We start from the raw sequence: 12604 nt of genomic DNA on the forward strand, positions 1-12604 counted from the left end.
TCGTCTTGCGACGTTAAGAATCCATGTCACTTTGAGTGCCCACACAGATTGTCTGATAAATTGTTAAAGAGCAGTGCCGCTACGTTTTCGCTGCGGCGCGGGGTGTGCATATTACGCTTTCCCGCTTCAGAGTCAAGCGTTTATTTTGCTTTTCTCTGCTGACCCGGCGGCTTGCGTGCCGTTGTTCCGTGTCAGTGGAGGCGCATTATAGGGAGTTCTTCCGAAGTGACAAGCACTAAATACAAAAAACTTTTCGTTCGCTCACTTTTCAAACTTAACGCTTATTTAACCCGCGGATCGTCCGTTAAACGCGCAATTTCACGGGCAAAACTGGCGACCTGAGCCCAGTCGGTGTAGACCACTTCTTTACGCGTATCCGTTTCACCACCTGTCATCTTCATGATCAGGCGGATCATAAAGCGGTCATACCAGCTATAGCGCGGGTAACGCAGCGCGCCCGCAAAGACAGAACAGATATCGGGCTGCCATGGCGAATTCAGCAAAAACTTGCGCGTATAGCTGTTGGTCTGCGGCGTACGCTTCTCCGCTTTACGGGCAACCAGGTTGACCGAGTAAAACGCGCCAGGCCGCTTCGCGAGTTCCGCCGTATGCTTTTTCACAAAACGATCCAGCGCAGGGTGGAAATGACCGTAACGAATTGAAGCGCCAATGACCACACGGTCGTAATCCTGCCAGGCAATCTGTTCTGTGCGATTCAGGTTCACCACATCAGAATAAATGCCCAGCTCTGTGAGTTCAGAAGCCAGATAAGAAGCAATCTCACGCGTTTGACCGTCACGCGTTGAGAAAAGAATTAACGTTTTCACTTATGTCTCCTTACTCACGCCAGAATGTTGGGGTAAACAGCACCAGCAACGTAAAGACCTCAAGACGCCCAAACAGCATATTGGCAATTAAGATCCACTTCGCCACCGGGTTCATACTGGCGAAGTTATCCGCCACAACGCCCAGCCCCGGCCCCAGGTTGTTTAACGTTGCCACCACAGAGGCGAAGGCAGAGAAATCATCCACACCCGTGGCGATAATCGCCAGCATACTGACAATAAAGACCAGCGCATAAGCGGAGAAGAATCCCCACACCGCTTCGAGGATACGCTCCGGCAGCGCGCGGTTCCCCAGCTTAATGCTGTAAACCGCATTCGGGTGGACCAGACGTTTCAGCTCACGGTTCCCCTGCTTGAACAGCAGCAGAATACGGATCACCTTCAGACCACCGCCCGTCGAACCGGCGCAACCGCCGATAAACGCAGAGCACAGCAGCAGCACCGGCAGGAACAGCGGCCAACGCGCAATACTGTCCGTGGTGAAACCGGCGGTTGTCGCCATCGATACCACCTGGAAGAAGGCCTGGTTCAGAGTCGTGACCGCCGAGTTATAGACATCATGGAACCACAGTACCAGGGTACAGATGATCACCAGGGTCAGCTGGACGCCAATAAACATCCGGAATTCCGGGTCGCGCCAGTACACCTTCAGGCTACGTCCGCTGAGCAACGAGAAGTGTAGACCGTAGTTACAGCCTGAGATCAGCAGGAAAATGGCAATGATGGTATTGATTGTCGGGCTGTCGAAGTAACCGACGCTGGCATCATGGGTAGAAAACCCGCCAATGGCGATAGTCGCGAAGCTGTGCCCGATGGCGTCGAACGCGGGCATTCCGGCGAACCACAGCGCCAGCGCGCAGGCCACCGTCAGCAGAACATATATAAGCCACAGGGTTTTCGCCGTTTCCGCAATACGCGGGCGCATCTTGTTATCTTTCAGCGGGCCAGGCATTTCTGCCCGGTAAAGCTGCATCCCCCCGACGCCCAGAATCGGCAGGATAGCCACCGCCAGGACGATGATCCCCATACCGCCAAACCACTGGAGCATCTGCCGGTAAAAGAGAATCGCATGCGGGAGCGAATCCAGCCCCACAAGCGTGGTGGCGCCGGTGGTCGTTAAACCTGAGAACGATTCAAAAAACGCATCCGTGATGGTGAGATTCGGTTGTTCAGAGAAGATAAACGGCAGCGCACCCACGCTTCCCAGTACCGTCCAGAACAGGACCACAATCAAAAAACCCTCACGGGATTTCAGCTCACCCTTCTCACGACGGTTTGGCCACCACAGCAGCGAGCCAATCGTCAGCGCGACAAAAAAGGTTTGCGTGAATGCACGCCCCGCACCGTCCCGGTAGATGAGCGCCACCAGTCCGGGGATGATCATCGTCCCGGAGAAAAGTATGACCAGCAATCCAACGATTCGGGTAATGGCACGAAAATGCATCTCTGCCGCTTCCTTAGGTATTCAAAATGATGAGGTGGGGATTATTCTTCAATCGGCAGTAATTGCAATGAACCGCGACTAAAATCAGCGAGTTTTGCTGAAAAAGCAGCCAGTTCCGCCTGAGGAAGCGCCACGCGTAGTTGCACCATTGCCTGATAATCACTGTGTGCGATGACGCCGTTAAACTGTTTAAGCAGTGCTTCGATACCCGATAGCTGGGCGTAATCGCATAACAAAGTATATTCTGTCAGCGGCGTTTTGCGGGTCGTTATCAGAAGATTAAGCGCCTGCTGAACACCACCGCCGTAGGCTTTAACCAGGCCGCCTGTGCCTAACAAAATGCCACCGTAGTAGCGCACAACGACGGCGGTGATTTCACCCACACCGCTGCCCATTAGCTGGGAGAGCATCGGTTTTCCGGCCGTGCCTGCCGGTTCACCGTCATCAGAAAACCCGAGCTGCTGTGAGTCATTCGGCGGCCCTGCGACCCACGCCACACAGTGGTGGCGGGCATCGGGGTGCTGCGCGCGAACGGACTCGACGAACGCCTTCGCCGCCTCCACGCCGTCGGTATGCGCCAACAGCGTGATAAAGCGGCTTTTTTTGATTTCCTCAACAAAGGTGACCGGCTCAGCCGGTATCAGCCAGCTTTCCATCAGGCCAGCTTCAGATCTCGCGTCATGTTCTCAATGCTGTTCTCGTGAATAACCACGTTATCCTCGATACGAATGCCGCCAAACGGCTTCAGCGCTTCAATTTTTTCCCAGTTGAAGTGCTTGCTGAATTGGCCTTCACGCCACGGCGCCAGCAGGGATTCAATAAAGTAGATGCCCGGCTCGATGGTCAATACCATACGCGGCGCCAGAACGCGGGTGCAGCGCAGATAAGGATATTTAGACGGTGCCGCCAGGTGCGTACCGGTATCATCCTGCATAAAGCCTGCGACGTCATGAACCTGCAAACCCAGCGGGTGGCCGATACCGTGCGGCATAAATGGCCCGGTCAGATCGTTCTCCACCATCGCCTCTTCGCTCATGTCTTTGACAATCTGATGCTTACGCAGCAGTTTCGCGATGCGCTGATGGAACTGGATGTGGTAATCCACATAGCTGGTTCCCGCTTTCATGGTGCCAATCAGCGCCAGCTGTTCATCGTTCACGTCTTTAATCAGCTGCGCGAAATCGGTATCCGCATTCGCCGCCCAGGTACGGGTCAGGTCTGCCGCATAGCCGTTGTACTCTGCGCCGGCATCCAGCAGGAAGCTGCGCATCTCAGCCGGAACCTGATGATCCAGTTTGGTGTAGTGCAGAACAGAGGCATGCTCATTCAGCGCCACGATGTTGCTGTAAGGCACATCGGTATCGCGATGGCCGGTCGCGGTCAGGTAGGCCTGATTGATATCGAACTCGCTCATGCCGGACTGGAACGCTTCATGCGCCGCACGGTGGCCATTCACCGCCGTTTTTTGCGCTTCACGCATGCAGTAAAGTTCATAGTCAGTCTTGTAGGCGCGATAGTAGTGCAGATAATCCAGCACGCCTTTAGGGTTAAGTTTATCTGCCGGAATATCCAGACCCAGCGCACGCTCGGGAACCGGACCAATGTAGCCGATGTTGCCGCGCGCCGCTGGCAGCTGGCTGCCAATGCCGTCCGCTTTTGGCAGCGCAATCACGTCAATTTCTTCGGTCCAGAATGAGGTCGGCAGCGGTTCCACGTTGTGCCAGTAATCGACCGGCAGGTAGAACCACAGTTTCGGCTTGTTCACGCCATCCACCAGCAGCCAGCAATTTGGAACCTGTGTCACCGGCACCCAGGCTTTAAACTGCGGGTTAACCTTGAAGGGATAAGCATGGTCATCAAGAAACGTATTCATCAGCTCGCCGGAGTGGATCAGCAGAGCATCCAGCTTGAAGCGGGCCAGTACATCGCGGGTACGTTCCTGTAGGGTAACGGTATGATTTTTATAAAGCGAAGCCAGTGAGTCCATCATTCTTCCTTTCGTTTTTTTGACCTCAAGTCATCGCATCTTAGCACACCTCACTCCGGCTGCGTGATTTCCACCGACCGTGATCAGCGCTGCAATTTCTTAATGAGTAATTTGCATTTTATTAACATAAATTCCACACTCCGTCTCATCTGGTATGACCAGATCCAATTGCTGGATTCAGGAGACCGACATGCTCTACAAAGGCGACACCCTGTACGTAGACTGGCTGGAAGATGGCATTGCCGAACTGGTGTTCGATGCCCCCGGCTCAGTGAACAAGCTTGATACCGCGACGGTGGCCAGTCTTGGCCAGGCGCTGGATGTACTTGAAAAGCAATCAGATTTAAAAGGGCTGCTGCTGCGCTCCAACAAAGCGGCCTTTATCGTTGGTGCGGATATCACCGAATTTCTGTCGTTGTTCCAGGTTCCTGAGGAGCAGCTGAGCCAGTGGCTGCACTTTGCCAACAGCGTCTTTAATCGTCTGGAAGATTTACCTGTGCCAACGATTTCCGCCGTTAACGGCTACGCGCTGGGCGGCGGCTGCGAATGCGTGCTGGCGACCGATTACCGTCTGGCAACGCCGGACCTGCGCATCGGCCTGCCGGAAACCAAGCTGGGCATCATGCCGGGCTTTGGCGGTTCCGTGCGTATGCCACGCATGCTGGGCGCCGACAGCGCCCTGGAAATCATTGCCGCTGGTAAAGACGTGGGTGCAGAACAGGCACAGAAAATCGGCCTGGTCGACGGCGTCGTGAAACCAGAGAAGCTGGTTGAAGGTGCACTCGCCATTCTGCGTCAGGCGATCAACGGCGACCTCGACTGGAAAGCCAAACGCCAGCCGAAGCTGGAGCCGTTAAAGCTCAGCAAGATTGAAGCCACCATGAGCTTCACTATCGCCAAAGGCATGGTGATGCAGACGGCGGGTAAACACTACCCGGCGCCAATCACGGCGGTGAAAACCATTGAAGCGGCAGCCCGTCTGGGCCGTGATGAAGCCCTGAAGCTTGAAAACCAGAGCTTTGTCCCGCTGGCGCATACCAATGAAGCCCGCGCGCTGGTTGGCATCTTCCTGAACGATCAGTTCGTGAAGGGCAAGGCTAAGCAGCCGACCAAAAACGTTGAAACGCCAAAACACGCGGCGGTGCTTGGCGCCGGCATTATGGGCGGCGGCATCGCTTACCAGTCGGCCTGGAAAGGCGTGCCGGTGGTGATGAAAGACATCAGCGAAAAATCCCTGACGCTGGGCATGACCGAAGCCGCCAAGCTGCTGAATAAACAGCTTGAGCGCGGCAAAATTGACGGTATGAAACTCTCCGGCGTGATCTCCACCATCCAGCCAACGCTGGAATACAGCGGCTTTGACCGCGTGGACGTGGTGGTTGAAGCGGTCGTTGAGAATCCGAAAGTCAAAAAAGCGGTGCTGGCCGAAACGGAAGAGAAGGTGCGTCCTGAGACCGTACTGGCCTCCAACACCTCCACCATTCCTATCAGCGAGCTGGCAAGCGTGCTGAAGCGTCCGGAAAACTTCTGCGGAATGCACTTCTTTAACCCGGTGCACCGCATGCCGCTGGTCGAAGTGATCCGCGGGGAAAAAACTTCCGACGACACCATCGCCAAAGTGGTGGCGTGGGCCAGCAAAATGGGCAAAACGCCAATCGTTGTTAACGACTGCCCGGGCTTCTTCGTTAACCGCGTGCTGTTCCCCTACTTTGCCGGCTTCAGCCAGCTGCTGCGCGACGGCGCGGACTTCCGCAAGATCGACAAAGTGATGGAAAAACAGTTCGGCTGGCCGATGGGCCCGGCCTATCTGCTGGACGTGGTCGGGATCGACACCGCACATCACGCTCAGGCGGTGATGGCAGCGGGCTTCCCGCAGCGCATGCAGAAAGATTATCGCGACGCGATTGACGCCCTGTTCGACGCCAACCGCTTCGGGCAAAAAAACGGCATGGGCTTCTGGCGTTATAAAGAAGACAGCAAAGGCAAGCCGAAGAAAGAGGAAGATCCGGCGGTGGATGGCCTGCTGGCGGACGTATGCCAGCCGAAACGCGACTTCACCGACGACGAAATTATTGCCCGCATGATGATTCCGATGATCAACGAAGTGGTGCGCTGCCTCGAGGAAGGCATTATCGCCAGCCCGGCAGAAGCGGATATGGCGCTGGTGTACGGCCTGGGCTTCCCTCCGTTCCACGGCGGCGCGTTCCGCTGGCTGGATACGCTCGGCAGTGCCCGCTACCTCGATATGGCGCAGCAGTATCAGCACCTCGGCCCGCTGTACGACGTGCCGGAAGGCCTGCGTAACAAAGCGCGCCATAACGAACCCTACTACCCAGCAGTTGAGCCAGCCCGTCCGGTTGGCGCACTGAAAACGGCTTAAGGAGTCACAATGGAAAAGGTTGTCATTGTTGATGCGATTCGCACCCCGATGGGCCGTTCAAAAGGCGGCGCGTTCCGTAACGTGCGCGCGGAAGATCTCTCCGCGCACCTGATGCGTAGCCTGCTGGCGCGTAATCCGGCGCTGGATCCGGCAGCGCTCGACGATATCTACTGGGGCTGCGTGCAGCAGACCCTTGAGCAGGGCTTCAACATCGCCCGCAACGCGTCGCTGCTGGCGGAGATCCCGCATTCGGTTCCGGCCGTTACCGTCAACCGCCTGTGCGGTTCGTCGATGCAGGCGCTGCACGATGCGGCGCGTATGATTATGACCGGCGATGCGCAGGCCTGCCTGGTGGGCGGCGTTGAGCACATGGGCCACGTGCCGATGAGCCACGGGGTCGATTTCCACCCTGGCATGAGCCGCAACGTGGCGAAAGCCGCAGGCATGATGGGCCTGACCGCCGAGATGCTCTCCCGCCTGCACGGTATCAGCCGCGAAATGCAGGATGCGTTTGCCGCGCGCTCTCACGCCCGCGCCTGGGCCGCCACGCAGTCTGGCGCTTTTAAGAATGAGATTATCCCAACCGGCGGACACGACGCGGACGGCGTACTGAAGCAGTTCAGCTACGACGAAGTTATCCGTCCTGAGACCACGGTCGACGCGCTTTCTACCCTGCGTCCGGCTTTTGATCCGGTCACCGGCACGGTAACGGCGGGCACCTCTTCTGCCCTGTCCGACGGCGCCGCCGCGATGCTGGTGATGAGCGAAAGCCGCGCCCGCGAATTAGGCCTGACGCCACGCGCCCGCGTGCGTTCGATGGCGGTGGTGGGTTGCGACCCGTCGATCATGGGCTACGGTCCGGTTCCGGCGTCAAAACTGGCGCTGAAAAAAGCGGGGCTGAGCGCAAGTGATATCGATCTGTTCGAGATGAACGAAGCCTTCGCCGCACAGATCCTGCCGTGCATTAAAGATCTGGGCCTGATGGATCAGATCGACGAGAAGATTAACCTCAACGGCGGCGCGATCGCCCTCGGTCACCCGCTGGGCTGCTCCGGGGCGCGTATCAGCACCACGCTGATCAACCTGATGGAACGCAAAGATGCCCAGTTCGGGCTGGCAACGATGTGTATCGGGTTGGGTCAGGGGATCGCGACGGTGTTTGAGAGAGTGTAAGGCTATAACGTAGGCCCGATAAGCTTCGCGCCATCGGGCTTTTGCCGGGAGGCGCTGCGCTTTCCCGGCCTACGAAGAATAAAGTTTAGTTGCCGTTCTTCCCGCCTGTCAGGGGCGGGTTTTTTACATCATTGCAGCAGCGAAATATCCGCCACGCGCAGGAACAGCTCACGCAGTTTCTCGAGCATAGAGAGACGGTTAATACGCAGCTCTTTATCTTCCACGTTTACCATCACTTTCTCGAAGAAGGCGTCGATGATGTCACGCAGCTCCGCCAGCTCCACCAGCGCTTCCTGGTAGCGGCCTTCCGCGAAGTACGGCTCAAGCTTGTCGCGCAGCACCACAACCTGCATCGCCAGAGCAATCTCTTCCGGCTCTTTCAGCGTCGCGGCATTTACACGCTCGTTCAGCGTCTCGTCGGATTTCGCGAGGATGTTAGATACACGCTTGTTGGCCGCAGCCAGAGCAGACGCCGCTTCCAGCGTACGGAAGTGGGATACCGCTTTCATACGCGCGTCGAAATCTGCCGGACGGGTCGGACGACGCGCCAGCACCGCCTGAATGGTGTCAACGGAGTAACCTTCGTCCTGATACCACGCGCGGAAACGACCGAGCATAAAGTCGATAACATCATCCACAACCTTCGCGTTGGTCAGCTTATCGCCGTACAGACGCACCGCTTCTTCCGTCAGCGTTTGCAGATCGAGGTTCAGGTTCTTCTCGACGATGATACGCAGCACGCCCAGCGCGGCGCGACGCAGCGCAAACGGGTCTTTATCGCCTTTCGGATGCTGACCTATACCGAAGATACCCGCCAGGGTGTCCATCTTATCGGCAATCGCCACGGCGCAGGCAACCGGGTTGGACGGCAGATCGTCACCGGCAAAGCGCGGCTGATACTGCTCGTTCAGGGCCACCGCCACGTCTTCCGCTTCGCCATCGTGACGCGCGTAATGCATGCCCATGACGCCCTGGGTGTCGGTGAATTCGAACACCATGTTGGTCATCAGGTCGCACTTGGAGAGCAGGCCCGCACGGGTAGCGTGGTTCACGTCCGCGCCAATCTCACGGGCAATCCAGCCGGACAGCTCCGCGATACGGTCGGTCTTGTCGCGCAGCGTACCCAGTTGCTGCTGGAACAGCACGGTTTGCAGACGCGGCAGGTTATCTTCCAGACGTTTTTTACGGTCGGTGTTGAAGAAGAACTCGGCATCCGCCAGACGTGGGCGCACCACTTTCTCGTTACCGGAGATAATCTGGATCGGATCTTTCGATTCGATGTTCGCCACGAAGATGAAGTTTGGCAGCAGCTTGCCGTCGTTGGCGTAAACCGGGAAGTACTTCTGATCACCCTTCATGGTGTAAACCAGCGCTTCTGCCGGAACGGCCAGGAATTTCTCTTCGAATTTCGCGGTCAGCACAACCGGCCATTCCACCAGAGAAGTTACCTCTTCCAGCAGGCTGTCGCTCAGATCGGCATTACCGCCAATCTTACGCGCCGCTTCTTCTGCGTCCGCTTTAATTTTGGCTTTACGCTGTTCGTAGTCAGCAATAACTTTACCGCGCTCCAGCAGGATCTGCGGGTACTGGTCGGCATTGTCGATGGTGAACTCTGGCTCGCCCATAAAGCGATGGCCGCGGATCACGCGATCGGACGCTACGCCCAGAATGGTTGCCGGAATAACGGTATCGCCCAGCAGCAGGGTCACGGTGTGCACCGGACGCACGAAGTGTACGTCGGACGCGCCCCAGCGCATCAGTTTAGGAATCGGCAGCTTAGCCAGCGAAGTCGCGATCATATCTGGCAGCAGCGCTTCCGCGCTTTCGCCTTTCACGTGGGCACGATACAGCAGCCATTCACCTTTATCGGTGGTCAGACGCTCGGCCTGGTCAACGGTGATACCGCAACCGCGCGCCCAGCCTTCTGCCGCTTTGCTCGGCTTGCCTTCCGCGTCGAACGCCTGAGCAATGGCCGGGCCACGTTTCTCAACTTCACGATCCGGCTGAGACGCCGCCAGGTTTGCCACCTTCAGCGCCAGACGACGCGGCGCAGCAAACCACTCAATTTTACCGTGCGCCAGGCCAGCGTTATCCAGCTCGGCAGTGACGTTCGCAGCGAAAGATTCAGCCAGGCTGCGCAGGGCTTTTGGTGGCAGCTCTTCAGTGCCGATTTCCACCAGGAAAGTTTTCTCAGACATGGCCGCCTCTTATTTGTTTCGGTTGCACATCGGGAAGCCAAGGGCTTCACGGGACGCGTAGTAAGCTTCTGCAACGGCTTTGGTCAGGGTACGGATTCGCAGAATGTAGCGCTGACGTTCAGTCACGGAGATGGCTTTGCGGGCGTCCAGCAGGTTGAAGCTGTGGGCAGCCTTCAGAATACGCTCGTAAGCAGGCAGCGGCAGCGGAGTCTCCAGCGCCAGCAGCTGCTGGGCTTCTTTCTCGTACTGCTCGAAGCAGGTGAACAGGAAGTCCACGTCCGCGTATTCGAAGTTATAGGTGGATTGCTCCACTTCGTTCTGATGGAACACGTCGCCGTAGGTGGTTTTACCCAGCGGGCCGTCGCTCCAGACCAGGTCGTAAACGCTGTCTACGCCCTGAATGTACATTGCCAGACGTTCCAGACCGTAGGTGATTTCACCGGTGATCGGCTTACATTCGAGACCGCCGACCTGCTGGAAGTAAGTGAACTGGGTCACTTCCATGCCGTTCAGCCACACTTCCCAACCCAGACCCCAGGCACCCAGCGTTGGGTTTTCCCAGTTATCTTCCACGAAGCGAATGTCGTGAATGGTTGGATCCATACCCAGCTCTTTCAGTGACCCGAGGTACAGTTCCTGAATATTGTCGGGTGATGGCTTAATCACCACCTGGAACTGATAGTAGTGCTGCAAGCGGTTCGGGTTCTCGCCGTAACGGCCATCGGTCGGACGACGGGATGGCTGCACGTAGGCGGTTGCCATTGGCTCTGGCCCTAACGCGCGCAGGCTGGTCATCGGGTGTGAGGTGCCTGCGCCAACTTCCATGTCCAAAGGTTGAACAATGGTGCAGCCCTGACGAGCCCAGTAATCCTGTAAGGTCAGGATCAGGCCCTGGAAGGTCTTGGTATCAAACTTTTGCATAGTATTTCGTGCTGGATACGTGTGGTTTTAAATGGAAGGGATCAGTATACCCGCTGGCTGCAAGATATACAGTACGAAACGGGGTTGTTTAGGGAAAATTGGGGAATAAGGTCTACCGCCAGAACCGGTGAAGGCTCTGGTTGCTGATTATCCGAGCAATTTAGCGCATCGAGAGATGTAAAAACTGGCCGTCTGCATCAAAAGAGCAGACAAAGCCCTCTTTACGCGCAGTATAGCCTTTCAGTTCATAGCTGCCCTGAAAGCGCTCGAAGCCGTTAATATGAATTTTTTGCGCCTCGGAATTATAGCGATGAGCCGCCTCACCTATGCACAGCTGTTCCATATTTAGGGAACGCTCCGGGCTCATTTTCCCCTGCTGCGCTTTCTGGACAGGGGCCTCCTGAGAAGCACTGCACCCTGCTAATAAAAGCAGCAGAAAGAGTGACGCCCCACGCTTTATCATCATTTTTATTACCGCCCCGGTCAGTGGCTGTTATTTTTAGTAGCAACACGTTTATAGATTAATGTTCAACATTCTGCGAATCTCGCCAGCTCGCGACAAGACAGCCTGGCTAAACTCAGAATTTTCCAAGGGAAAAGTTTTACGCTACCGCAGTCACACTTTCTTTATCAGGAATACAGAGGAACTGATGCAGTCAAAAATTAACTGGATTGATAACCTGCGGGGAATAGCTTGTCTGATGGTGGTGATGATCCACACAACGACCTGGTATGTCACGAACGCGCACAGTATCAGCCCCGTTAACTGGGATGTCGCCAATATTCTGAACTCGGCCTCCCGCGTGAGCGTCCCGCTGTTCTTTATGATTTCCGGTTTTCTCTTTTTTGGTGAGCGTAGCGCGCAGCCGAGACATTTCATCCGTATTGTCTCTTGTCTGCTGTTTTACAGCGCCATTTCGCTGCTCTATATCATCCTGTGCACGTCCATTAACGCCGAACGTTCCCTGCTCAATGTACTGCAAAAACCGGTGTTCTATCATCTGTGGTTTTTCTTCGCGATAATCGTTATTTACCTGGTTTCTCCGTTAATTCAGGTAAAAAACGTCAGCGGTAAAATGCTGCTGGCCTTGATGGCGATCATCGGGATTGTGGCAAACCCGAATACCCTCTCACAAAAAGTTGATGGCTTTGAATGGCTTCCCGTCAACCTCTATATCAACGGCGACACGTTTTATTATGTGGTGTATGGCATGCTGGGGCGCGCCATCGGCATGATGGAGACGCAAAAGCGAGGAATGAACTGGCTTTGCGCGGCTGCGTTTATCGCCGGTGTGTTTATTATCTCTCGCGGGACGCTGCACGAGCTGCAATGGCGCGGCAACTTTGCCGATACCTGGTATCTGTATTGCGGCCCGATGGTCTTTATCTGCGCGATTGCTCTGCTGACCCTGGTGAAAAACACCCTCAACGAACGTCCACTTCCGGTGCTGGGGTTTATCTCTCGCCACTCGCTGGGTATTTACGGTTTTCACGCGCTGGTAATCCACGCCCTGCGCACCCGCGGCGTTGAGCTGAAAAGCTGGCCGGTGCTGGATATTATCTGGATATTTACCGCTACGCTGGCTGTCAGCCTGCTGCTGTCCATGTTGCTGCAAAGAATCGATACGCGCAGGTTTGTAAGCTAGCCAGATGGAC

Annotated in this window: 10 protein-coding genes; 3 read left to right on the top strand and 7 right to left on the bottom strand. The window is 56.1% G+C overall.

Translation table 11 applies throughout. The features are described 5' to 3' along the window. Nucleotides 1-281 precede the first annotated feature (281 nt). The 4 genes from hemG to pepQ are packed head-to-tail and all read right to left on the bottom strand — an operon-like array spanning nt 282 to nt 4276. On the bottom strand, nt 282-827 hold the full coding sequence (hemG, locus tag IM300_RS20930; protein ID WP_064910952.1) for a menaquinone-dependent protoporphyrinogen IX dehydrogenase: 546 nt from the start codon (nt 825-827) through the stop codon (nt 282-284). A 10-nt stretch (nt 828-837) separates the two neighbouring features. Further along, complete coding sequence (gene trkH / locus IM300_RS20935; protein WP_063865811.1) at nt 838-2289, bottom strand: Trk system potassium transporter TrkH; 1452 nt, start codon at nt 2287-2289, stop codon at nt 838-840. Nucleotides 2290-2330: 41 nt separating this feature from the next. After that, nucleotides 2331-2945, bottom strand: a complete 615-nt coding sequence (locus IM300_RS20940; protein WP_064910954.1) for an IMPACT family protein — start codon at nt 2943-2945, stop codon at nt 2331-2333. Continuing rightward, nucleotides 2945-4276 carry a Xaa-Pro dipeptidase gene (pepQ, locus tag IM300_RS20945; protein ID WP_193038204.1) on the bottom strand — a complete coding sequence of 444 codons (1332 nt, stop codon included), beginning with the start codon at nt 4274-4276 and terminating at the stop codon, nt 2945-2947. The genes IM300_RS20940 and pepQ overlap by 1 nt, the downstream gene beginning before the upstream one ends. Before the next feature lie 190 nt (nt 4277-4466). Here pepQ and fadB point away from each other — a divergent pair, with 190 nt between their 5' ends. Continuing rightward, the gene (fadB, locus tag IM300_RS20950; protein ID WP_193038175.1) at nt 4467-6656 is read left to right on the top strand and encodes a fatty acid oxidation complex subunit alpha FadB; all 2190 of its coding nucleotides are present in this window, start codon (nt 4467-4469) and stop codon (nt 6654-6656) included. Nucleotides 6657-6665: 9 nt separating this feature from the next. Further along, entirely contained in the window at nt 6666-7829 is a 1164-nt protein-coding gene (fadA, locus tag IM300_RS20955; RefSeq protein ID WP_063865822.1) for an acetyl-CoA C-acyltransferase FadA, read from the top strand. Between the two features lie 128 nt (nt 7830-7957). On the opposite strand, the gene glyS is transcribed toward fadA, so the two are convergent. The 3 genes from glyS to IM300_RS20970 form a co-directional block, all read right to left on the bottom strand. Then, entirely contained in the window at nt 7958-10027 is a 2070-nt protein-coding gene (glyS, locus tag IM300_RS20960; RefSeq protein ID WP_063449957.1) for a glycine--tRNA ligase subunit beta, read from the bottom strand. Nucleotides 10028-10036: 9 nt separating this feature from the next. Continuing rightward, nucleotides 10037-10948, bottom strand: a complete 912-nt coding sequence (glyQ, locus tag IM300_RS20965; protein ID WP_003860141.1) for a glycine--tRNA ligase subunit alpha — start codon at nt 10946-10948, stop codon at nt 10037-10039. 160 nt (nt 10949-11108) lie between these two features. Beyond that, the gene (locus IM300_RS20970; protein WP_193038177.1) at nt 11109-11414 is read right to left on the bottom strand and encodes a YsaB family lipoprotein; all 306 of its coding nucleotides are present in this window, start codon (nt 11412-11414) and stop codon (nt 11109-11111) included. A 184-nt stretch (nt 11415-11598) separates the two neighbouring features. Between IM300_RS20970 and IM300_RS20975 the strand changes: the two genes are divergently transcribed. Then, complete coding sequence (locus IM300_RS20975) at nt 11599-12594, top strand: acyltransferase (protein WP_193038179.1); 996 nt, start codon at nt 11599-11601, stop codon at nt 12592-12594. Nucleotides 12595-12604 lie beyond the last annotated feature (10 nt).

Source organism: Enterobacter cloacae complex sp. I2, from assembly GCF_014896205.1.
Classification (GTDB): domain Bacteria; phylum Pseudomonadota; class Gammaproteobacteria; order Enterobacterales; family Enterobacteriaceae; genus Enterobacter; species Enterobacter quasihormaechei.

Excerpts from the sequence above, each read along its gene's own strand:
- trkH (WP_063865811.1), bottom strand. The coding sequence starts at position 2,289 with ATGCATTTTCGTGCCATTACCCGAATCGTTGGATTGCTGGTCATACTT.
- IM300_RS20940 (WP_064910954.1), bottom strand. The coding sequence starts at position 2,945 with ATGGAAAGCTGGCTGATACCGGCTGAGCCGGTCACCTTTGTTGAGGAA.
- pepQ (WP_193038204.1), bottom strand. The coding sequence starts at position 4,276 with ATGGACTCACTGGCTTCGCTTTATAAAAATCATACCGTTACCCTACAG.
- fadB (WP_193038175.1), top strand. The coding sequence starts at position 4,467 with ATGCTCTACAAAGGCGACACCCTGTACGTAGACTGGCTGGAAGATGGC.
- fadA (WP_063865822.1), top strand. The coding sequence starts at position 6,666 with ATGGAAAAGGTTGTCATTGTTGATGCGATTCGCACCCCGATGGGCCGT.
- glyS (WP_063449957.1), bottom strand. The coding sequence starts at position 10,027 with ATGTCTGAGAAAACTTTCCTGGTGGAAATCGGCACTGAAGAGCTGCCA.
- glyQ (WP_003860141.1), bottom strand. The coding sequence starts at position 10,948 with ATGCAAAAGTTTGATACCAAGACCTTCCAGGGCCTGATCCTGACCTTA.
- IM300_RS20970 (WP_193038177.1), bottom strand. The coding sequence starts at position 11,414 with ATGATGATAAAGCGTGGGGCGTCACTCTTTCTGCTGCTTTTATTAGCA.
- IM300_RS20975 (WP_193038179.1), top strand. The coding sequence starts at position 11,599 with ATGCAGTCAAAAATTAACTGGATTGATAACCTGCGGGGAATAGCTTGT.